This is a genomic window from Arthrobacter sp. NPDC057013 (assembly GCF_042674585.1).
Taxonomy (GTDB): Bacteria; Actinomycetota; Actinomycetes; order Actinomycetales; family Micrococcaceae; genus Arthrobacter.
In genome coordinates, this window is sequence record NZ_JBHUSE010000007.1 from 73,900 (window position 1) to 95,853 (window position 21,954).

20 protein-coding genes are annotated in these 21,954 nt (G+C 67.6%); 9 read left to right on the forward strand and 11 right to left on the reverse strand.

Annotation, left to right across the window (positions count from 1 at the left end):
- The first annotated feature begins 8 nt into the window (after window positions 1-8).
- From dnaK to ACFTSA_RS11650, 6 genes are all read left to right on the forward strand, one after another.
- Entirely contained in the window at window positions 9-1,874 is a 1,866-nt protein-coding gene (dnaK, locus tag ACFTSA_RS11625; RefSeq protein WP_377951414.1) for a molecular chaperone DnaK, read from the forward strand.
- A 2-nt stretch (window positions 1,875-1,876) separates the two neighbouring features.
- Window positions 1,877-2,533 (forward strand): nucleotide exchange factor GrpE, encoded by a 657-nt coding sequence (locus tag ACFTSA_RS11630; protein WP_377951415.1) that lies wholly within the window; start codon window positions 1,877-1,879, stop codon window positions 2,531-2,533.
- Window positions 2,534-2,627: 94 nt separating this feature from the next.
- Window positions 2,628-3,605, forward strand: a complete 978-nt coding sequence (locus ACFTSA_RS11635) for a DnaJ C-terminal domain-containing protein (protein ID WP_377951416.1) — start codon at window positions 2,628-2,630, stop codon at window positions 3,603-3,605.
- A gap of 14 nt (window positions 3,606-3,619) precedes the next feature.
- Complete coding sequence (locus tag ACFTSA_RS11640) at window positions 3,620-4,042, forward strand: heat shock protein transcriptional repressor HspR (protein ID WP_377951417.1); 423 nt, start codon at window positions 3,620-3,622, stop codon at window positions 4,040-4,042.
- A gap of 194 nt (window positions 4,043-4,236) precedes the next feature.
- Window positions 4,237-6,927, forward strand: coding sequence for a PEP/pyruvate-binding domain-containing protein (locus ACFTSA_RS11645; RefSeq protein ID WP_377951418.1), 2,691 nt, complete (start codon window positions 4,237-4,239; stop codon window positions 6,925-6,927).
- A 161-nt stretch (window positions 6,928-7,088) separates the two neighbouring features.
- Entirely contained in the window at window positions 7,089-8,972 is a 1,884-nt protein-coding gene (locus tag ACFTSA_RS11650; protein WP_377951419.1) for a DUF222 domain-containing protein, read from the forward strand.
- Between the two features lie 81 nt (window positions 8,973-9,053).
- On the opposite strand, the gene ACFTSA_RS11655 is transcribed toward ACFTSA_RS11650, so the two are convergent.
- From ACFTSA_RS11655 to ACFTSA_RS11675, 5 genes are all read right to left on the reverse strand, one after another.
- Window positions 9,054-10,010 (reverse strand): D-2-hydroxyacid dehydrogenase family protein, encoded by a 957-nt coding sequence (locus ACFTSA_RS11655; RefSeq protein ID WP_377951420.1) that lies wholly within the window; start codon window positions 10,008-10,010, stop codon window positions 9,054-9,056.
- A 127-nt stretch (window positions 10,011-10,137) separates the two neighbouring features.
- A complete protein-coding gene (locus tag ACFTSA_RS11660; RefSeq protein ID WP_377951421.1) occupies window positions 10,138-10,530 on the reverse strand; it encodes a universal stress protein in 393 nt (130 codons plus the stop codon).
- Complete coding sequence (locus tag ACFTSA_RS11665) at window positions 10,527-12,236, reverse strand: tripartite tricarboxylate transporter permease (RefSeq protein ID WP_377951422.1); 1,710 nt, start codon at window positions 12,234-12,236, stop codon at window positions 10,527-10,529. The genes ACFTSA_RS11660 and ACFTSA_RS11665 overlap by 4 nt, the downstream gene beginning before the upstream one ends.
- Complete coding sequence (locus ACFTSA_RS11670) at window positions 12,237-12,740, reverse strand: tripartite tricarboxylate transporter TctB family protein (RefSeq protein WP_377951423.1); 504 nt, start codon at window positions 12,738-12,740, stop codon at window positions 12,237-12,239. It abuts the gene before it with no gap.
- Window positions 12,737-13,747, reverse strand: a complete 1,011-nt coding sequence (locus ACFTSA_RS11675) for a Bug family tripartite tricarboxylate transporter substrate binding protein (protein WP_377951424.1) — start codon at window positions 13,745-13,747, stop codon at window positions 12,737-12,739. Before ACFTSA_RS11675 ends, ACFTSA_RS11670 begins: the two co-directional genes overlap by 4 nt.
- Before the next feature lie 230 nt (window positions 13,748-13,977).
- On the opposite strand from ACFTSA_RS11675, the gene ACFTSA_RS11680 reads away from it, so the two are divergent.
- Window positions 13,978-15,552 carry an ATP-binding protein gene (locus ACFTSA_RS11680; RefSeq protein WP_377951600.1) on the forward strand — a complete coding sequence of 525 codons (1,575 nt, stop codon included), beginning with the start codon at window positions 13,978-13,980 and terminating at the stop codon, window positions 15,550-15,552.
- A gap of 12 nt (window positions 15,553-15,564) precedes the next feature.
- Complete coding sequence (locus ACFTSA_RS11685; protein ID WP_377951425.1) at window positions 15,565-16,233, forward strand: response regulator; 669 nt, start codon at window positions 15,565-15,567, stop codon at window positions 16,231-16,233.
- Window positions 16,234-16,258: 25 nt separating this feature from the next.
- Here the strand turns inward: ACFTSA_RS11685 and ACFTSA_RS11690 are convergent, their stop codons facing one another.
- Window positions 16,259-16,840 (reverse strand): adenylate kinase, encoded by a 582-nt coding sequence (locus ACFTSA_RS11690; protein WP_377951426.1) that lies wholly within the window; start codon window positions 16,838-16,840, stop codon window positions 16,259-16,261.
- 179 nt (window positions 16,841-17,019) lie between these two features.
- Here ACFTSA_RS11690 and ACFTSA_RS11695 point away from each other — a divergent pair, with 179 nt between their 5' ends.
- A complete protein-coding gene (locus tag ACFTSA_RS11695) occupies window positions 17,020-17,574 on the forward strand; it encodes a cysteine hydrolase family protein (RefSeq protein WP_377951427.1) in 555 nt (184 codons plus the stop codon).
- Window positions 17,575-17,613: 39 nt separating this feature from the next.
- Here ACFTSA_RS11695 and ACFTSA_RS11700 read toward each other — a convergent pair whose 3' ends face one another.
- The 5 genes from ACFTSA_RS11700 to ACFTSA_RS11720 form a co-directional block, all read right to left on the reverse strand.
- The gene (locus ACFTSA_RS11700; RefSeq protein WP_377951428.1) at window positions 17,614-18,873 is read right to left on the reverse strand and encodes an RNA polymerase sigma factor; all 1,260 of its coding nucleotides are present in this window, start codon (window positions 18,871-18,873) and stop codon (window positions 17,614-17,616) included.
- A 43-nt stretch (window positions 18,874-18,916) separates the two neighbouring features.
- Window positions 18,917-19,345: a YciI family protein gene (locus ACFTSA_RS11705; protein ID WP_354255289.1), complete on the reverse strand. Its 429-nt coding sequence runs from the start codon at window positions 19,343-19,345 to the stop codon at window positions 18,917-18,919.
- Between the two features lie 242 nt (window positions 19,346-19,587).
- Window positions 19,588-20,439, reverse strand: coding sequence for a Rieske 2Fe-2S domain-containing protein (locus tag ACFTSA_RS11710; RefSeq protein ID WP_377951429.1), 852 nt, complete (start codon window positions 20,437-20,439; stop codon window positions 19,588-19,590).
- A 130-nt stretch (window positions 20,440-20,569) separates the two neighbouring features.
- Window positions 20,570-21,427 (reverse strand): prephenate dehydratase, encoded by an 858-nt coding sequence (locus ACFTSA_RS11715; protein WP_377951430.1) that lies wholly within the window; start codon window positions 21,425-21,427, stop codon window positions 20,570-20,572.
- Window positions 21,428-21,475: 48 nt separating this feature from the next.
- The gene (locus ACFTSA_RS11720; protein WP_377951431.1) at window positions 21,476-21,838 is read right to left on the reverse strand and encodes a cupin domain-containing protein; all 363 of its coding nucleotides are present in this window, start codon (window positions 21,836-21,838) and stop codon (window positions 21,476-21,478) included.
- Between the last annotated feature and the right edge of the window lie 116 nt (window positions 21,839-21,954).

Below are 21,954 nucleotides of genomic sequence, written 5' to 3' on the forward strand. Positions count from 1 at the left end.
AGCAACACATGTCACGTGCAGTAGGTATCGACCTCGGAACCACCAACTCCGTCGTCTCTGTTCTCGAAGGTGGCGAGCCCACCGTTATTGCCAACGCCGAGGGTGGCCGCACCACGCCGTCGGTCGTTGCGTTCTCCAAGTCCGGCGAAGTGCTGGTCGGCGAAATCGCCAAGCGCCAGGCCGTCAACAACATCGAGCGCACCATCGCCTCCGTCAAGCGCCACATGGGCACGGACTGGAAGGTCGACATCGATGGCAAGAAGTACACGGCCCAGGAAATCTCCGCCCGCGTCCTGATGAAGCTGAAGAACGACGCCGAGTCCTACCTCGGCGAAAAGGTCACCGACGCTGTGATCACCGTTCCGGCCTACTTCAACGACGCCGAGCGCCAGGCCACCAAGGAAGCAGGCGAGATCGCCGGCCTGAACGTCCTGCGCATCGTCAACGAGCCCACCGCAGCTGCCCTGGCCTACGGCCTGGACAAGGGTAAGGAAGACGAGCTCATCCTGGTCTTCGACCTCGGTGGCGGCACCTTCGACGTCTCCCTGCTGGAAGTCGGCAAGGACGAGGACGACTTCTCCACCATCCAGGTCCGCGCCACCGCCGGTGACAACCGCCTCGGCGGCGACGACTGGGACAACCGCGTCGTTGAGTACCTGCTGAACCAGCTCAAGGTCAAGGGCATCGACCTGTCCAAGGACAAGATCGCCCTGCAGCGACTCCGTGAAGCTGCCGAGCAGGCCAAGAAGGAACTCTCCTCCTCCACCAGCACCAACGTCTCGCTCCAGTACCTCTCCGTCACCCCGGACGGTCCGGTCCACCTGGACGAGCAGCTGACCCGCGCCAAGTTCCAGGACCTGACCAAGGACCTGCTCGAGCGCACCAAGAAGCCGTTCCACGACGTCATCAAGGAAGCCGGCATCAAGCTTTCCGACATCGACCACATCGTCCTGGTCGGTGGCTCCACCCGCATGCCCGCCGTCTCCGACCTCGTGAAGGAACTGGCTGGCGGCAAGGAGCCCAACAAGGGCGTCAACCCGGATGAGGTAGTGGCCGTTGGTGCTGCCCTGCAGGCCGGCGTGCTGAAGGGTGAGCGCAAGGACGTTCTGCTGATCGACGTCACCCCGCTGTCCCTGGGCATCGAAACCAAGGGCGGCGTCATGACCCACCTGATCGAGCGCAACACGGCGATCCCCACCAAGCGGTCCGAGACCTTCACCACTGCTGACGACAACCAGCCGTCCGTGGCCATCCAGGTCTTCCAGGGCGAGCGTGAGTTCACCCGCGACAACAAGCCGCTGGGCACGTTCGAACTGACCGGCATCGCGCCGGCCCCGCGCGGCGTCCCGCAGGTCGAGGTCACCTTCGACATCGACGCCAACGGCATCGTGCACGTCTCCGCGAAGGACAAGGGCACCGGCAAGGAACAGTCGATGACCATCACCGGCGGCACCGCGCTCTCCAAGGAAGACATCGACCGCATGGTCAAGGACGCCGAGGAGCACGCAGCAGAGGACAAGGCACGCCGCGAGGCCACCGACACCCGCAACACCGCCGAGCAGCTCGCCTACTCCGTGGACAAGCTGATCGCCGACAACAGCGACAAGCTGCCGGAAGAAGTCAAGACCGAGGTCCAGGCCGACGTCGACGCCCTCAAGAAGGCGCTCGAAGGCACCGACGACGCCGCCGTCAAGACCGCGTTTGAGAAGCTGCAGGCTTCCCAGACCAAGCTCGGCGAGGCCATCTACGCCCAGGCCGGTTCCCCGGACGGCGCCACGGGCGCCGCAGGTGCCGAAGGCGCTGCCGCGGGCGAGAGCAAGGCTGACGAGGACATCGTTGACGCCGAGATCGTCGACGAAGAAGAGAAGAAGTAACCATGCCGCACCACGGTAACGAAGAAGAGCACAACTCTTCCCGAGACCAGAGCAGCAAGCGCGACGAGCCGGTCATCCGGGACCACCGCAAGGTGGACCCGGTAACCGGTGAGGCCCGGCACCCGGAGGGCGGCCAGTCGCCGTCGGAAGCGGATTCCGACGGCGACGCCCTCGCCCAGGCTGAGGAAATCCTCAACCAGGTTGAGGTCCCCGCCGAGGAGTCCGTGGCGCAGGGTACCGAGGCCGCCGTGGCGGCGGAGCTGAAGAACGACCTGCTCCGCCTCCAGGCCGAGTACGTCAACTACCGCAAGCGGGTCGAACGCGACCGCGCCGTGGCAGGGGAGATGGCCGTCATCGGCGTCCTGAACTCCCTGCTCCCGGTGCTGGACGACGTCGACGCCGCCCGCCAGCACGGTGACCTCGCGGACGGCCCGTTCGCCGCGATCGCCACCAAGCTGGAGAACGCGCTGAAGACCTACGGCCTGACCCGCATCGATGAGACCGGCGTGGAGTTCGACCCCACCATCCACGAGGCCCTCATCCAGCAGCCCGGCGACGACATCGAGGTTGACACCGTCAGCCAGGTGCTCCGCTCCGGCTACAAGTCAGGCGAACGAGTCCTCCGGGCAGCACAGGTCATCGTCGCGGTTCCTGCGTAGCATTACCCCATCGAGATGGCAGTCCGCGGCAGTGATTCGCAAGAACATTGCCGCGGACTGCCATCTCGGCACAGAGATTTGAAAGGAAACGCCATTGGCTAGCCAGGACTGGGTGGACAAGGACTTTTACAAGATCCTTGGTGTTGCCAAGGACGCTTCCGACGCTGACATTAAGAAGGCTTACCGGAAGCTCGCCCGGAAGTACCATCCTGATACGAACTCCGGGGATACTGCTGCGGAGAAGAAGTTCAAGGACATCTCCGAAGCGTATTCTGTGTTGTCCGATCCCGATGAGCGGCAGCAGTATGACGCCATCCGCGCCATGGGCGGCGGCGCCCGCTTTGCCCCGCACGGCGCGGGAAGCACCGCGAACGGCGGCTTCGAGGACCTCTTCGGCGGCTTGTTCACGGGTGGCGGCGGCCGGCACTCCGGCGGGTTCAGCACCGCTGGCGGCGTTCCGCCCGAGTTCGCCGACCTGTTCGGCGGCGGCTTCGGTGGCGGACCGGCCGGGTTCCAGCGAGCCCCGCAGAAGGGCGCCGACCGAACGGCGAGCACCAGCATCTCCTTCGCCGGGTCCATCCGCGGCACCACCATCGGGCTGCGTGAACCGGACGGTGAAGTCATTGACGTCAGGGTGCCTGCGGGCATCAAGGACGGCCAGAAGGTGCGCGTCCGGGGCAAGGGTCAGTATGGCCCGGCGGGCAACGGCGACCTTCTGGTCACCGTCAACGTCAAGCCCCATGATTTTTACACGCGCGACGGCGACAACCTCCGGATCCACGTACCCGTCAGCTTCCCGGAGGCTGCTTTGGGCGCCGACATCGAGGTTCCCACGATCGACGGGGAACACGTCCGGGTCCGCGTTCCCGCTGGCACCCCGTCGGGGCGTACCCTCCGGGTCAAGGGCCGCGGCGTGAAGACGCCCAAGGCCACCGGCGACCTGCTGGTGACTATCGACGTCGCTGTTCCGCAGAACCTGAGCAAGGAAGCCGAGGAGGCCGTGAAAGCATTTGCAGCCGCCACCGCCGGCGCGGATGTCCGCCAGGGCCTGGCAGCCAAGGCCCGGCTTTAAGGGCGGGTGCCGGCGTGGAAATTAATTTCGATCAGCCGATCTTCGTCATCTCGGTGGCCGCCGAGCTCGCCGACATGCACCCGCAGACACTCCGCCAGTACGACCGGCTGGGCATCGTTTCGCCCAGCCGGGCGCCAGGCAAGTCCCGCCGCTACTCCCAGCGGGACGTGAACCGGCTGCGCGAGGTGCAGCGGCTGTCCCACGAGGGCGTTTCGCTTGAGGGGATCAAGCGCATCCTGGAGCTCGAAAACCAGGTTGCTGCCCTGCAGCACCGGGTGAACGAACTGACGGCGGAACTGGCCCGCCGCCGTGAGCCGTTGGAGTCCCGGATCTTTGCCGCCGGCACCGCCGGCGACGTGGTGAGCCTGGAGCGCGGCCAGCGGCCCCGGCCCCGTTCGCAGGCGGTGGTGGTATGGCGGCCGCGCGGCGACCGCTAGCCAGGCGCGTCTAACCAACCGCATCCAGCCGCCCGGTCCAGCCAGACGCCGTCAGCCACCCCGGGACGCCATTGCCCGTGCGGTGTTCCCCATTGCCAGAATCGGGTGCAGTGCCAAAATAGGGTGCAGTGCCGAACGGGGTTATCAGCCGCAATGCCGCGGTCCCGGCTCCCGGGCAGAAGGGACGCAGGGTCATGACCTACATCAAGGACTTTGACCAGCTGGGACGCAGCGATCTGGACGAGGCAGGCGGCAAGGGCGCCAATCTCGGCGAACTGGCCCGGGCCGGTTTCCCGGTGCCGCCGGGCTTCGTACTCACCACGGCGGCCTACCAGGACTTCGTCAACGCCAATGGGATCGCTGGCCGCATTCTTGAGCTCGCCGCCGTACCCGCCGGTGCCTCGAACGAAGACTATGACGCCGCCGCCGGGCAGATCCGCGCCCTCTTCGCCGAGAGCACGATACCCGAGGAGATCGGCGGGGAACTCCGTGCTGCCTACGGGCGCCTGGGACAACAGGCCGCGGCGGTCGGTGAGGATGCGGCAGCGCTCGTGGCGGTGCGCTCCTCAGCCACCGCGGAAGACCTCGCCTCTGCCAGCTTCGCCGGCCAGCAGGACACCTATCTCAACGTCTCCGGGCCCGATGCCGTCGTCGCCGCCGTCGTCGACTGCTGGGCGTCACTGTGGAATGCGCGCGCAATGGCATACCGCTCACGGAACGGCTTGGACGCGGCCACCGTGCGCCTCGCCGTGGTCGTCCAGGAGATGGTCGACGCCGAGGCGGCCGGCGTCCTGTTCACCGCCAACCCCGCCACCGGCCGGCGGGACCAAGTGGTGATCAGTGCTGCCTGGGGGCTGGGCGAGTCCGTTGTCAGCGGGGCCGTCACCACTGACGATCTCGTAGTGGATGCTGCGACTGGCCGCGTGGACCAGCGCCGGACGGCGGACAAGGAGGTCATGACGGTCTACGACGGAACGGGCACCCGGGAGCAGGCTGTGCCCGAAGAGAAACGCCGGGAGCCCGTGCTCGACGACGACGCGGCGGCGGCGCTGGCCCGCCAGGGGACAGCCGTAGCGAAGCACTTCGGGTCGCCCCAGGACATCGAATGGGCGCAGGCGGCAGGGGACTTCTTCATCCTGCAGGCCCGCCCCATCACCGCGCTGCCGGAACCCACGGCCGATGCCCCGACCGAGTGGCCGCTGCCCTATCCGAACGGGATGTATTTCCGGGCCAGCATCGTTGAGCAGTTGCCGGACCCGTTGTCGCCCCTGTTCGCCGACCTCATCGACGGCGCCGTGGTGAAGTCGCTCAACGCCCTGCTCAACGAAGCATTCGGCAAGAGCGTGGTGCGGCCCGGGGACGTCTCACTCCCCACGGTCAACGGCTACGCGTACTACTACTACAACAACGCCGGAATGCGGCGGGTCATGGGCAGGTCGCTGACGGCGATGCGCGCGCTCGCCCAGGGCAAGGCGCACATGGGAATCAAGGGCTGGCGCGACCACTCGCACCCGAAGTACCGCGGGCTTGTGAAGTTCTGGGCGGCTAGACCGCCGGCGGACCGCCCGGCCGCCGAACTGCTGGAGGGCATTTCGGCGTTGCTCGACGCCGGCGCCGCGTACTACACCGCGGTCCAGTCCATCATCCCCATCGCCGCCACCAGCGAGATCATGCTCCGGAGCTACTACGACAAACTCGTCCGCCGGCCCGGTGACCCCTCGGCGGAGGTCTTCCTCCTCGGCTACGACAGCGAACCCATCCGCGCGGAGAAGTCCCTGTACGACCTGGCCGTGTGGACCCGCGAACGGCCGCAGCTCGCTACTGCGGTCACGGAAGGATCTGCACCCGCCATCGCCGAAGCTCTCCGCAGCGGCACGCCTCCCGCCGGCGCGGGCGGAGAAGTGGACGGAGGTGTGGACCCGGAACTGTGGAACGAGTGGCGTTCCCGCCTCCAGCGGCACCTCGACCGGTACGGGCATGCCGTCTACAACCTTGATTTCGTCAACCCTGTGCCGGCCGATGACCCGTCCGCACTGCTTGAGACCCTGAGGTACTTCGTGCGTGGGCAAGGCAAGGATCCGCACGAGCGTCAGCAGCGGTCTGCCGACCGGCGGGAGGAGCAGGCCCGGCTGATCAGCGCCAGGCTGGGGCCGCGCCGTCGGGCCGTCTTCCGCAGGCTGCTGCGCTGGGCACAGAAAACGGCGCCTGTCCGTGAGGACGCGCTGGCCGACGTCGGACTGGCCTGGCCGCTGATGCGGCGGATGCTGCTGGAACTGGGGGAGCGGCTGACGGCCTCGGGCGTCGTCGCGGCTCCGTCCGACATCTTCTGGCTCCGCCTCGATGAACTCCGCAACGCCATCGACTTCGGGCTTGCCACGCCCGGCGCGGCCATCACCGGTACGGACCGGCCCGTGCGGGCGGAAGCCGTTGAGCAGCGCAAGATGCTGTGGCGGGGCCAGCGAAAAGCCGCGGCCCCGCAGCTGCTGCCGGAAAGCCGGTGGATGGAACGGGCGTTCGGCAGCATGATGCCCGCGCGGTCGGTGCAGCAGGCCGGAGATGTCATCACCGGCGTCGGCGCGAGCTCGGGGCAGGTGAGCGCGCCGGCCCGGCTGCTGCACGGCCCCGACGACTTCGCCAGCATGCGGCCCGGCGAGGTGCTGGTGGCGCGCATGACCACCCCCGCCTGGACGCCGCTGTTTGCGATGGCCTCCGCCGTCGTCACGGACGTTGGCGGGCCGCTGAGCCACAGTTCGATCGTCGCACGGGAGTACGGCATCCCTGCCGTCCTGGGAACGGGCGTGGCCACCCAGCGGGTGTCCAGTGGGCAGCAAGTTAAGGTCGACGGCGATGCCGGCACCGTCACGCTCGACGGCTCCGGAAACTGACCCCAAGTAAGTCGCAGCTCAGGGCGTTCTGAGTGCTGGGAGCGCCCTGAGCGGTCACCTGGTTTTCGTTCTCACGCGGTCTAAAAAAACTTTTCGATGTGGTCCCCTTGGGGTGTACTTTCCATCCTTAAATTGTCGTAGCCCCCTGTCATGCTGTGGGTATGGATGCGACGGCAGCGGTGCAGACGGTGGAGGGCGTGGAGTCCTCTGTTGCTGTGCTGGCTCGTTTTGTCCGTGAGGCTGCCGGCGCCGAGGCCGGTTCTGTGGCGGTGACCGGTTCTGGGGGTTTGACCGCTGGTGATCCGTTGCGGGATGAGGCGGATGCGTGGCTGGATGTGCTGGCCGGGACGGCCAGGCTGGAGGCCCGGGTGGCTGCGTTGAAGGTCCAGGCCGCGGCTGGTTTCGCTGCTGCCGCGGCGGCGTTGGCGGCCCCTGGGGCGTCCGTGTCGGAGCGGGACGCGTTGGAGATGTCGGTGACCGCTGAGGTCGCGTGCGCGCTGAGCGTGAGCGAGGGGGCGGCGGCACGCTTGCTGGACGAATCCGCCAAACTCACCAGGGATCTGCCGCTGACTCTTGCCGCGCTCGGGTCGGGAACCCTCTCCTGGCAGCACGGGCGGATCATGTGTGACGAGACCGAGGGGCTGGGGCCGGCTGCTGCGGCGGCGTTTGAGGCGCATTTCCTGGACCCGGACGCACCAAACCCGGCCCGGGGTTGCCCGGCGGGGGAGCTGACGCCGGCAAGGTTCCGGGCGAAGGCCCGGTATTGGCGGGAACGGCATCACCCGGTCAGCATCGAAAAACGCCACCACCGGTGTGTGGAGGACCGGCGGCTGGAGTATGCCCCGGACCGGGACGGCATGGCGTGGCTGTCGGCCTATCTGCCGGCCGACCAGGCAGCCGGGATCTGGAACCGCGCCACCGCCGCCGCCCGCGCCCTGCAAGGCCCGGCCGAAACCCGGACCCTGACCCAGCTCCGCGTCGATGCGTTCGCCGGCTGGTTGCTCGGCCCGGCACCGGCAGTGGGCGGCGCGAACGATGACCCGCCCACAGAATTCGTTCCCGCAGATCTCCTGTCGACAGGTTCCCTGCCGGCAAGGCCCCTGCCCGTGGATGATCGGCCCCCGGACGCTGCGCTGCACGGTAAGCCGCTTCCCACAGATCCCCCGCCCACCGAAATCCCGCCCGCAGGATGCGAGCGGGCCGGTGCCGCAGGCTCTGCGCGGGCCGGTGCCGCAGACGCTATTCCGGGCGCTCCTGGTTGGGCCGGTGATGTGCCGTCACCTGGGGCGCAGGTCCTGGTCACGGTGCCGGTGTTCTCCCTGCTTGGCCTGTCCGAGGAACCGGCCACACTGGATGGGTACGGGCCGATCCCGCCGTCGATGGCCCGCCGGCTCGTCGCCGAGGGCGCCACCTCTTTCCACCGGGTGCTTGTTGACCCGCGCGACGGGGCACCGCTGGAGATCGGCCGCACCAGCTACCGGCTGACCAAACCGATGCGCCAGTGGTTGCGGCTCCGCGACGCCAAGTGCACATTCCCCAGCTGCAACAACCACTCCCTGGACAACGACGCCGACCACATCCTCGCCTGGGCCGACGGCGGCGGCACCGGCGTCGCCAACCTCGGCCAACCCTGCCCCAAACACCACAAACTCAAACACAACACGGCCTGGCAACCAGCCGGCGCCACCCGCGACACCCCACCGGGCTGGATCTCACCCATGGGACGGACCTACAAGGCCGAGTACCAGGACTGGGAACCACCCACCTGGCCAGAACCACCGCCCAGCCAAGACCGGCGGGAACCGCCATCAGGTCTGGATTGGCAGGATCTGCCGCCTGGGCAGGAATGGCATGAACTGCCGCACGGCCAAGACTGGCCCGGACCAGCACCTGGCCAGGAGAGACGGGAGTCGGAGGATTGGCCGGAGCCGGAGGACGGGCCGGAGCCGGAGGACTGGGTGGGGCCGCCGGACAGACCCGACGACCTGGATCCACCACTGCCTTTGGATCCCTGGCCTAACTGGTCTTGGCCCACGGCCGCTTAGTGTCTGCCTCTATTCCGCCGACTCTATTCCGCGGGTGCCCGCCGCGGAATAGCGGCTCATGTCCATGGCGGCGGCAGTGGCCTATGGCGTGAGCACCCGGATCGGCGCGCCGTCCAGCCAGGCCGTGACGTCCTCCAGCGCGCCGCCGAAGAACGCGCGGTAACTGGCATCGGTCACGTATCCCAGATGCGGAGCCAGCAGGGTCCTCGGGGCGTCGAGGAGCGGATGGCCGGCTGGCAGCGGTTCCTGATCGAACACGTCCAGGGCCGCCCCGCGGATCCCGCCCTCATGCAGCGCCGCGACCAGCGCCTGCTGGTCCACCAGGGGACCTCGGGCGGTGTTCACCAGCACGCCGTCCGGGCCCAGCAGCCGCAGTTCTCGTTCCCCGACTATTCCCGCCGAACGCGGCGACAGCCGCAAATGCAGGGACACGACGTCGGACTCGCGGAACAGTTCTTCTTTGTCCACCTTCCGGGCACCGCTCGCCGCTGCCGCCTCCTCGGTCAGGTTCTGGCTCCAGGCCAGCACCTCCATACCGAAGGCCCGGCCGTAGCCTGCCATCCGCTTACCAATCTTCCCGAGCCCCACAATCCCGAGGGTCTTGCCGGACAGCTCGAAGCCGACGCCGGTCTGCCACCGTCCGTCGCGAAGCGCGGTCTCCTCCTGCGTCAGGTTGCGGGCAAATGCCAGCAGCAGCGCCCACGTCAGTTCGGGCGCGGCCGTGGGCGAGCCGCCCGTTCCGCAGACGGTGATCCCCAGCCGTGATGCCGCTGCCACATCGATCGAGGCATTGGCGGCGCCGGTGGTGACCAGCAGCTTTAGCCCCGGCAGCTTTTCGAGGACGCTTCCGGGAAACGGCGTCCTCTCGCGCATGGCAATGATGATGCTGGCATCCTGCAGCGCTTCCACAATCTCCGCTTCCGCGGCGAGGTGCCGGTTGAACACGGTGACGGCGACGCCACGCTGTTCGAGGGAGCTCCAGTCGGCGAAGTTGTGGGCCACGCCTTGGTAATCGTCGAGAATCGCGAGCTGCTGCATGCTGTCCTTCTGCCGTGAAATAAGACCTGCGCTCAATGAAACCTGCGCTTAAACCAAGGAGGTAGGAACCCGCCGGAGCGGGCCCCTACCTCCTGAGGCTAGCCGAGTATTGCCTGCCGGGGTGGGCCTAGCTGGCTTTCACGGCCAGCACCGGGCAGGATGCCTCCAGCAAAATCTGCTGGGCCGTGCTGCCCATGATCAGCTTCCCTACCGGGGTCCGCTTTCGGAGGCCGATCACGATAAGTTCAGCCCGGTATTTCTCCGCGGCATCAAGCACCTCGTTGGCCGCGTCGTTGCCGCGGACCGGCTGCAGCACCAGATGCTCAATCCCTTCCCGCTCCAGACGTTCGGTCACCTCGTTGATGTCCGCGGCCTGGGCGTACCGCTTGTCCACGATGGCGTCTCCCCGCGACGAGTTGATGATGACCAGCCGCATTTGGTTCTTGTGCGCCTCGGTGATGGCCCGGTCCAGAGCCGCGGTCCCCTCGGCCGTGGGGACGTAGCCGACGATAATGCTCACTCGTTCTCCTGTCCGTGGTTGGCGTGGGTGGCCCGGTTGGCGTCCGCCCGGCGGCGGCCGGCATCAGCAGGTCGCTCGGCAGCAGATCGCACAGCAGCAGGTGCCTCAACAGCGGGCGAAAGATAGGATCCGGCTTCGGCTTCCGCGACCGAGCGTTCCTCAACCGCGTGTCCCTCAGCCGCGTGTCCCTCAGCCGCGTGTCCCTCAGCCGAGGCGGGCTGCGGCCGCAGACGGCGCCAGAGCTTGGCCAGGAGCGGCCAGGCCAGGACAACAGCAATGATGATGTAGACGACGACGGCGATCGGCTCGCTCCAGAGGCCGGACACGTCGCCCGCGCTCAGCTGCAGGGTCTTCCGAAGCTGGCCTTCGGCGCGCGGCCCGAGGATGAGGCCGAGGATCAGCGGCAGGACGGGCAGGCCGTAGCGGCGCATCATGAAGCCGAGCGCGCCAAGGACCAGCAGGATCGCCAGGTCGAAGGCCTGCAGATTCACTGCGTAGGCGCCCAGCGTGGCGAAGAACAGGATGCCGGCGTACAGGTAGGGGCGCGGCAGGCGGAGCAGCTTGGCCCACAGTGGTGCCAACGGCAGGTTGACCAGCAGGAGCAGCGTGTTGCCGATGAAGAGGCTGGCGATCAGCGCCCACACCAGGGGACCTTCGTTCTGGAACAGCAGCGGACCGGGCTGGATGCCGAACTGCACGAACGCGGCCAGCATCACGGCGGCCGTCGCGTTCGTCGGCAGGCCCAGGGCCAGCATCGGGGTCAGCGTGCCGGCGGCGGCGGCGTTGTTGGCAGCCTCGGGCCCGGCAACGCCTTCGATGGCGCCCTTGCCGAACTCCTCAGGGTGCTTGGAGAGCCGCTTCTCCGTGACGTAGGAGAGGAACGTGGGGATCTCGGCGCCGCCGGCAGGCAGCGCGCCGAAAGGGAATCCGAAGGCGGTGCCGCGCAGCCACGGCTTCCAGGACCGCTTCCAGTCCTGCTTGCCCATCCAGGGCCGGCCGACCGGGATGATCTGCAGCGGTGTGCGGCGCAGGTGCGCCGCGACCCAGAGGGCTTCACCGACGGCGAAAATCGCCACCGCGACAACGACGACGTCGAGGCCGTCAGCCAGCAGGGGCTGGCCGAAGGTCAGGCGACGCTGGCCTGTCACGGAGTCGATGCCCACCAGGCCGATGGCCAGGCCGAGGCCGAGGGAAGCAAAGCCGCGCAGCCGTGAGGCGCCCAGGACCGCGGTGACTGCCAGCAGTGCGAGCATCATGATGGCGAAGTAGCTCGGTGAACCGAGGCTGACGGCGAACTGGACGACGATCGGCGCGAAGACCACCAAGAGGGTGGTGCCGATGGTGCCGGCCACGAACGAGCCGATGGCCGCCGTCGCGAGGGCCTGGGCGGCTTTGCCCGCCTTGGCCATCTTGTTGCCTTCAATGGCCGTGATCACCGAGGACGATTCGCCGGGAGTGTTGAGCAGGATCGACGTCGTCGAACCGCCGTACATGCCGCCGTAGTAGATGCCCGCGAACATGATGAATGCGCTGGTGGGTTCCAGGACGGTTGTCACGGGAAGTAGCAGGGCCACGGTCATGGCCGGGCCGATGCCGGGCAGCACACCGACGGCGGTGCCCAGCAGGACGCCGATGAAGGCGTACAGGAGGTTCATGGGGGTCAGCGCCGTCGCGAACCCGTCCATGAGTGAGGACCAGATGTCCATCTAGAGAATCCCTTCAAGGAGCCCGGCGGGAAGTGCGATGCCAAGGCCGAGGTAGAAGCCGTAGAAGGTCAGCAGGGACAGCGCCAGGGAAATCAGTCCGTCGCGGACGTAGTGGCGGCTTCCGAGGGCCCAGACGCTGCCCCAGAAGAGCACCGTTCCGGAGATGACCCACCCGGCCCAGTCGATGAGCAGGATGTTGGCGATGAACGCGCCGGCCAGTGGGAGGACGGTCTTCCAATCGGCGGGGTGGGTCAGGTCGACGTCCTCGCCGGCCTCGGCCTCACCGCGTCCGCCGCGCAAGACATTCACTGCCAGCATCACTGCGCAGACCAGCAGGAGAGCTCCCACGATGATGGGCAGTGTCTTGGGGCCCACCGGGTCTGACTGGGAGTAGGGCACAACCAGGCGCGCTGCGTCCAGGAGGACCAGGGCGCCGACCGCCCCGAGCAGGGCTGCAACGCCCAGCTCGGAGCGGCCTTTAAGGCGGGTGGACAGAGAGGTCACGCCAGGCCGAGCTTCGTCAGGACGTCGGCAACGCGCTTGTCCTGGTCGGTAAGGAAGGACTTGAACTCGTCGCCCGTGATGAAGGCGTCGGTCCAGCTGTGCGTCTTCAAGGCTTCCTTCCAGGCGGCCGACTCGTGCATCTTTGACAGCGTGGCGATCAGGGCGTCGCGGTCGGCGTCGCTGATGCCGGGAGGGGCCACGATGCCGCGCCAGTTGCTGAAGACCAGGTCGATGCCTGATTCCTTGAGGGTGGGGGCGTCCACGCCTTCCAACCGCTTCTCGCCGCTCGTGGCGAGGACGCGGACATCTCCGGACTTGATCTGCTGCAGGTATTCACCGGCGCCGGAAGCCGCGAAGCCCAGCTTGTTGCCGATGATTGCCGGGAGCAGGTCGCCGCCGCCGTCGTAGGAAACGAAGTTGACCTTGGTGGCGTCGATGCCAACCGCGCCTGCGAGCTGCATGGGCAGGAGGTGGTCCGGGCCGCCCGGCGAGGAGCCGCCGCCGACGCTGACCTTGGACGGGTCCTTCTTCCAGGCGGCCACCAGATCGTCGATGGTCTTGTACGGGGAATCCTTGGACACCATGATGGCGCCGGGCTCTTCGATGAGGCGGGCCAGCGGGGTGGTGTCGGTCAGCTTCGACTCGGACTTGTTGGTGTAGCTGGCGCCGACGACGCCCAGGCCCATGAGCATGGCCAGGTCGCCGTTGCCCTTTTCGTTCACGACGCGCGCCAGGCCCACCGTGCCGCCGGCGCCGGCCAGGTTGAAGACTTCGGTGTTCGGGGCAAGCTTCTCGTCGTCGAGAACCTTCGCCGCCGCCCGGGCGGTGGTGTCGTAGCCGCCGCCGGCGGTGTTCGGCACCATGATCCGCAGCCCGGTGAGGGGTGCGACGCTGGCTCCGCTCGTGGAGGGGCCGGCGGCAGTCTTACCGGTAGCTCCGCAGCCGGACGCCATCAGGGCGATGCCTGCGGCTACTGCGGCCACGCGCAGTGCGCTCATTCCGCGCATGTTGTTCCTCTTCTCGTTTTGGTCCGTTTGATCGGGGTGTTCCGATGCTAGGGCCACGCGTGACGGGGCTCACTCTTGTGTAAGCAGAGAAAGTTAAGTTCATTTCGTTCACGTTTCCGCGCTCCAACGGGGCGGCAAACCGAGCGCCGGGCCCGGTACCGTGTCAGGTATAGTTCACCCCACCCACGGACCCACAGGAAGAACAGCAGCACATGACTCGACGGCGAGGAATGTCCCTTGCGGGGCAGTATCTTCGGCTGCAGCTCCTGATCGTACTGGCCGTGCTGGTGGCCGTGGTGGCGATCTCGCTGGCCCAGTCCGCGGCAGCGTTTGAACGCGTCGAGGGCCGCCGGGCCCTATCAGCCGCGGAGACGCTGGCGGCGAACCCGGCAGTGCGGAGCCTGCTGCCGGATGCCCAGCCCCAGGGCAACTCCGTGCTCCCCTCCGTATCCGAAGCGGTGCGCACGATTTCGGGGTCCTCCCAGGTGGCGCTGGCCCGGGCCGACCGGACGGTGGTGACGTCGTCGGATCCGTCCCAGGAGAGCCGCCAGCTGGAACTCGGTGACAGCGCGGTAATGTCCGGGCGGGCGTGGACCGGGGTGGTCGGCACCGGAACCGGCGAAGCCGTTGTGGCCCACGTCCCGGTGCTGGACGACGCCGGGAAGATGGTGGGCGTGGCCGTGGTGGGCAGGAACTTTCCGTCCGTGCTGGAGCGGCTGGGCGATGCGGTCCCCAACCTGTTGACCTATCTGGGTGTGGCGAGCGTCCTGGGCGTGGCCGGTTCGCTCCTGCTGGCCCGCCGCGTCAAACGCCAGACGTTGGGCATGGAGCCTGACGAGATCACCGGCCTCGTGGAGAACCGGGAGGCGATGCTGCACGGGCTCAAGGAAGGCGTGGTGGCGCTGGACCCCCAACAGCGGATTACGGTGGCCAACGACAGCGCGCGGAGCCTGCTGAACCTGCCGCACGACTGCGTGGGCAAGGATCTCGGGAGCCTTGCGGTGCCGCCAATGCTCCGCGAGGTCCTCACCGAGGACCAGCCCGGCCCGGACCGGCTGGTCCTGGTGGGCGAGAAGCTGGTGGTGCTGAACCGGGTGCCGATCCGCTCGCACGGGCGCGTGATCGGCTCCGTCACCACCCTGCGGGACAGGACGGAGCTGGCGTCCCTTGAACGCGAGCTGGGCACGACGCGGACGGCCACCGACACCCTCCGGGCGCAGGCACACGAGTTCGCCAACCAGCTGCACACCATCTCCGGCCTGATCCAGATCGGCGAGTATGACGCCGTCGTCCAGTTCGTCAACGGCACGACGTCGAACCGGACCCGCCTGAACGACGACGTGACCAGCCGGATCGAGGATCCCGCCCTGGCCGCGCTGTTCATTGCCAAGTCGAGCCTCGCCGCCGAGCGCGGGGTGTCCCTGCAGCTCGCCGATGAGTCCCGGCTGGGCAAGGTGGATGAGGAACTGTCCCGTGACCTGACCACCGTGGTGGGCAACCTGGTGGACAACGCCCTGGACGCCGTCACCAACACCTCCGCAGCCAAGGTCGAGGTACTCATCGGAGAGAACGACGGCGGCGTGCGGGTTGACGTGCGGGACTCGGGACCGGGGGTCCCGGTGGAGGTCATGGACGACATTTTCCGGCAGGGATTCAGTACCAAGAATTCGCCCGACGGCGGCCGCGGCTATGGCTTGGCCCTCGCCAGGGTGGTCTGCCAGCGCCGCGGCGGGCGGCTCACCGTCCGGAACGACCACGGCGCGGTATTTACGGCACTGCTGACGCGCAAAACCGCTGAGGCATAAAGAGGAGCAGCCTTGATCAACGTACTGATCGTCGACGACGACTTCATGGTGGCCAAAGTCCACGCCGGCTTTATCCAGCGCACGCCGGGATTCGCCGTCGTCGGGGTCGCGCACACGGGCGCGCAGGCGGTGCTCGAGACCGCACGGCTACAGCCGGACCTGGTGCTGCTGGACATCCACCTGCCGGACGTAAACGGCCTGGACCTGATGCACCAGCTGCGCGACGTGGCGCCCGAGCTGGACGTGCTGGTGATCAGTGCTGCGCGCGAGGTGGAGACCGTGCGGAAGGCGCTCCGCGGCGGGATCGTGCACTACCTCATCAAGCCGTTCTCGCAGACGGACCTGCAGGAGCGGCTGGAGCACTACCGCAATACTTACCGAAGCCTCGACTCGTCCAAGGACGTGGCGGAGCAGTCGGACGTCAACCGCGTCTTTGGGCTGGAACGTGCGGACCGGCCGCTGCCGAAGGGCTGCAGCGCGGAGACGCTCCAGCTGGTGGAGAAGGCGCTGCGCGCCGGCGCCGGAGACGTATCGGCCGCGGAACTGGCTGAGCAGGTGGGCACCTCGCGTGTCAGCGCGCGGCGCTATCTCGAGTACCTCAACGACGAGGGGCTGGTCGACGTGACACTCAAGTACGGCGTCGGACGTCCTGAACGGCGGTACGTGTGGAAGGCGGGGTGAAGGGCTGCCCAGCTCAGCGCTGGCTTCAGGGCTGCGTCCTGATGGCTTCAATGCCCTGCAGCGCACTGACGGTGACCGCGTCCATGTCCGCCGTGCCGTCAACGCTCACCAGCAGGGCGCGCCGGCCGTAGCGTTCGATGACCGGCTCCGTCTCCTGCCGGTACAGCTCGAGCCGGTGCCGGATGACATCCTCGGTGTCATCGCTCCGTCCCTCTGCGTCGGACCGGAGCAGCAGCCGCCGTACGATTTCATCGTCGTGGGCGGTAATTTCCACCACCGCATCGAGCCTGGTTCCGGCGGCGTCCAGGATGCCGTCGAGGTCGTCCATCTGGCTTACGGTGCGCGGATAGCCGTCGAGCAGGAAGCCGTCCCTCGCGTCCCGCTCCTGCAGCCGCTCCCGCAGCATTGCCGTGGTGAGGTTGTCCGGGACGAGGTTGCCGGCGTCGAGGAATTCCTTGATTTCCCGGCCCAGGGGCGAGCCGTTGGCCAGATGGCTGCGGAACATGTCCCCGGTGGAGATCTCCGGGATGTGCAGCTGTCCGCTGAGCCGTCGCGCCTGGGTGCCTTTGCCCGAGCCGGGCGGGCCCATGAGCAGGATGCGGGTCATGCTTTTGGTCCGATCTGCCGAGAAAGCACGCTAGGGCCATTCTTCCGCCCGCACCCTCCGCCTGCAATGGGTGTTCACATGGGCAGTGACTCCTCCTAGGCTGGGTTCCACCACCCCCGGACCGCCCCACCGATCAAGCCGCAGGCAAAGGAGCCCATCATGACCACGCCGAGACCATCATGACCACGCTGCCGGACCGGCCCAACACCGCCCTGATGGTGCTTGATATGCAGAAGGGCGTAGTGGCCGAGGCGCACCAGCGGGACGCAGTGGTGGCCAACATCGGCGCGCTGGTGGACCGGGCTCGCGCAGCCGGGGTTCCCGTCGTCTGGGTCCAGCATTCTGACGACCGGCTGGAGAAAGGCAGCGAGGCCTGGGAGTACGTGCCCGAGCTGAGGCGCCGCGAGCAGGAACCGGTGGTGCACAAGTCGTTCAGCGATGCCTTCGACGGCACCATTCTGGAGCAGGTGCTGGCTGCCGCGGCGGTGGGTCGGCTAATGGTCGCGGGCGCGCAGACGGACGAATGCATCAGGTCCACCATCCACGGGGCGTTCGTCCGCGGCTACGACGTGACCCTGGTCGGCGACGCCCACACCACGGAGGACCTGACCGAATGGGGTGCCCCTCCGCCGGGCCAGGTCATTGCGCACACCAACCTCTACTGGAAATACCATGCGGGGCCCGGCCGGACCGCCGGGGTGACAGAGACCAAGGACGTCACCTTCGGTGCCTGAGGTGGGAGGCTAACCGCGACTGGCCGGGGTCAACCGGGGCTAAGTGCCGGGCGCCGGGGATATGCCTGCGGCGCGCTCCTCCAGAAGCTCCCGGGTGCGCTGGTTCCTGGCCAGTCCGGCCGCCGTGATGAATTCGGAGCGTGCCTCCCCGGCCCGCCCAAGCCGGACCAGCAGCTCGCCGCGGACGCTGGGCAGCAAATGCGTTCCACGCAGGGCACCTCCGGTGGCGAGGCTGTCCACGATGGCCAGCGCGGCCGCCGGCCCGGTAGCCATGGAAACCGCCACGGCCCGGTTCAGCTCGACCACTGGGCTGGGGGCGATCCTGCCCAACGCCTCGTAGAGCAGCACGATCCGCTGCCAGTCGGTGCCGTCGACGCTTGGTGCGATCGAGTGGCACTCGGCGATCGCGGCCTGCAATGCGTAGTTGCCGCGGCCCCGTCCCAGCGCGTCGCAGCGGCGCAGGGCGGCACGGCCCCGGCCGATCTGCGCCCGGTCCCAACGGGTCCGGTCCTGGTCCGCCAGCAGAACCGGAGACCCGTCGGGCATGGTGCGGGCCGGGAAGCGGGAGGCCTGGAACTCCATCAGGGCCACCAGCCCGTGGGCCTCGGGTTCGCGGGGGACCAGCCCGGCCAGGATGCGCCCGATCCGCAGGGCCTCGTTGGCCAGGTCGGGCCGGATCCACGCATCCCCTGAGGTGGCGGCGTAGCCTTCCGTGAACATCAGATAGACGACGCCGAGGACCGCTCCCAGCCGCGCGCCCCACTCGTTGGGCTCGGGAACCTCAAAGGGCACCCTGGCCGCCGCGAGCGTTTTCTTGGCCCGTACGATGCGCTGCTGCACGGTGGCGACCGGAACCAGGAACAGCCGAGCAATTTCCTCGGTGGTGAGGCCGCCCACCACCCGCAGGGTCAGCGCCATCTGGGCCTCCCGGGAGAGGACCGGATGGCAAGCGGTGAACACGAGCCTAAGGACGTCGTCCTCCAGCGGAACCCAGGGCACGCCGTCGTCGTCCTCCAGGTCCCGGGCCATGGCCCGGTACCGCTCCTCGAGCCGCTCGGACCGGCGCCACGCATCGATGGCCTTGCGCTTGGCGACGGCGGTGAGCCAGGCGGCGGGATTGTCCGGCGTCCCGGACTTCGGCCACTGGACCAGGGCCTCAGCCAGGGCTTCCTGCGCCAGGTCCTCGGCGAAGCCCACGTCCCGGGTGGCACGGGCTAGGGCCGCGATGATGCGGGCGCCCTCGATGCGCCACAGCGCATCAATCCGCCGCCGGACCGCGGCAGCTGCCTCCTCATTCATGGCCCCTTTATCCACCGCCTGCTCCGTTCCTGTCAGCCGGCTCTCAGGGCTGGTTCAGTTCCTGGCGCCACACCGCTTCCTTCTTGATGTACTCGTTGTCCGCGAAGTCGGCGAAGTCGTCCGCCTCGGCTATCCGGCGGACCTCAAGCTTCGAACCGGGACCCAGCGGGCAACGGCTCGCCCACTCCTTCGCTTCTTCCTTGGAGGCCACCTGGACGATCCAGAAGCCGTTGAACAGCTCATGGGTTTCGCCGTAGGGGCCGTCCGTCACCACCGGCGGTTCCTCGGCAAAATCGACTACGAAGGCCGAGCCTTCGGACAGGTCGGTCAGTCCCTCGCCGGCGAGCATGACGCCGGCCTTGATGAGCTGTTCGTTATAGGCGCCCATCTGGTTGAGGATCTCCTCGAACGGAACTTGCTTCGACGCTTCGATGGCTTCGTCGGTCGCGCGCATGATGAACATGTACTTCACGGTTCTCTCCTTGCCTTGACGTGGACGCTGTGTGCGTCCGTCTACTATCCCGTCGAACGGGTCCTGCGGAAATCGACAAGCATCGGGAAATTTTTTCGGTGGGTCTTTGGACGCGGACGGGATCGGGCGGCGGCTTCGGACTGCCTGTTCAGACGGCGTGTTCCGCCAGCGCTTCAGGCGGTGCCGAAGGGGTTGGCGCCAGGGCCAGATTGCGCGCCACCGGACAGGCCGTCCGGCGCTTTCTAGCCGCGCCGGCGGACCTCAACCTGGCCGCCATTCACCCTGGCTTCGTAGCTTGGCTGCGGAGTGGTTGCCGGCCCGCGGACGATGTGGCCGTCGCCGAGCCGGAACGTGCTGCCGTGCCAGGGGCAGGTGACGCAGCCGTCGGCGATCGTTCCCTCCTCGAGCGGGCCGCCCATGTGGCTGCACACGCTGTCCAGGGCCAGGATCCCGGCCCCGGAGCGGTACAGCAGGACCGAGACGTTGCCCGTGTCCACTTTCCGGCGCACCCCGTCTGCGAGTTCGGACTCGGCCAGGACGGGCGTCCACTTTCTGGGTCCTGTCCTGTTTGCTGTCCTGTTGACGTTGACCGCATTGCTGAAGGTAAGGTGGCCGCCGAGGAAGCCGCCGAACATCAGGACGCCAAAGCCGGCCAGTCCAAGTGTCTTTCCGATGGTCCGGCTGCCCGAGGCACGGGCAACGGCCGAGGACGAAAACAGGCACAGCGCCGTTCCGTTGGCGACCGCGTGGACCAGGCCCACCCGCCGGGACTTTCCCTGCGTGTCCGACCAGTCGTTAAGGCCGGCCGCTGCGGTTGGAACGGCCGTTGCTATTCCGACGGCGACCAGGATGTCCGCGGCCGGCTCGGATGCGGGCCCTCCCACGGCGTCCAGGACAGTTGCCATGGTCCAGGCACCGATGGGGAAGTCGGTCAGGACAGGGTGAAGCGGATGGCCCAGGGACGTGCCGCTAAGGGTGTTGCGGACAGGCCGCGGCTGCACGGCCTTTCCAACGGCCTTGGAAATGGCGGACGCCACACCGTCCAGCCGGTCGAAGTGTTCAATGGCATCAACTAACGCGTGCAGCGGGTTCACGGCGGACTCCTTCGGCCTGGCAGTCAGGGCGGGTGGTCCACCAAAGTCTGCATTGCCGTGGACACGATGACAAGGTGCCGGTCCGGAAAGTCCTCAAGGTCCGGAACAGGGCGCAGGGGAACACCGCGGGTTAGTTGTTGGCAGCGCGCTGTGTTCTGTGTTCGGCGGCGGGGTAGACGCCAAGGATCCACACTTCAGTGGTGAAGAAGTCCAGTTCCTCCAGGGCCAGCTTCAGCGGCAGGTCCTCGGGGTGCCCCTCGACATCCACCATGAACATGGTGGCGGCAAACTCGTTGCCCACCATGTAGCTTTCCAGCCGGGTCATGTTCACGCCGTTCGTGGCGAAGCCGCCCAGGGCCTTGTACAGCGCGGAGGGGACGTTCCGGACACGGAACACGAAGCTGGTGACGGCCGGCCCGGGCAGTGCCTCCCGGGCCGGAAGTCCGGTTTCCCCGGCCAGGACCACAAAGCGGGTGGTGTTGGAGGGGTCGTCCTCGACGGCCGATGCCAGGACCTCCAGCCCGTAGAGCTCGGCGGCCAGCGGCGGCGCAAGGGACAGCTTGGTGGGGTCGTTCCAGTCGCGCACCTCGCGGGCCGACCCCGCGGTATCACCGGCGATCACGGGTTTGAGCCCGGCCTCGCGGATCAGCTTCCGGCACTGACCCAGGGCGTGAATGTGGCTGTGGACCTCGGTGGCACCCTCGATGGTGCTGCCTGGGATGCCGAGCAGGTCGAAGTGGATGGGCAGGAAGAACTCACCCACGATCTGCAGGCCCGAGTGCGGCAGCAGCAGGTGGATGTCCGCCACCCGGCCGGCTATGGAGTTCTCGATCGGGATCATGGCCAGATCCGTCTGACCGCTGGACACCAGTTCAAAGGCGTCCTCGAAGCTGGCGCAGGGAACGCTTTCCAGCTGGGGGAACATCTGCTTGCAGGCAATATCTGAGTTGGCGCCGGGCTCACCCTGGAACGCAATTTTCTGGGCCATGTTCCGTATGATGTCACGCCCTGCGCCAGCCAACCGAAACGGCGCCGTTCACTTCTTTGCGTAGTCGCCGAACCCCTGCCAGTCGATCACCACGCAGGCCTCATCGCCAACCGTCCAGGCATCATGTCCGGGCGGGATGATGGCGAAATCGCCGGGCCCGTACTCTGTCTCCTCGCCGTCATCCATGACCACCTTCATCCGGCCGGAGACGAAGTATCCCTTGTGGGCAGCCTGGCAGCTGTCCGTCTGCGCGATCGGCTTCACGTGCTGTGACCACCGCCAGCCCGGCTCGAAGGTGGCCCGGCCGACGCCGCCGCCCTCCATGTGGACCAGCTGAAGCTGGCCCTTGCCGTCCTCAAACGGCCGGGTCTCCTCGGGGGAGTCGAAACTCTTGCGGATTAGACCTGCCACTTGAACCTCCTGTTGTGGGTATTCCTGCTTCCGGGATGAAGGCCTGGAACGCAGATGATGCTGCCTGATACGCCACGTTGTAGGCCCGCCGGGCCGGCCTGTCAAGGACTCAATGC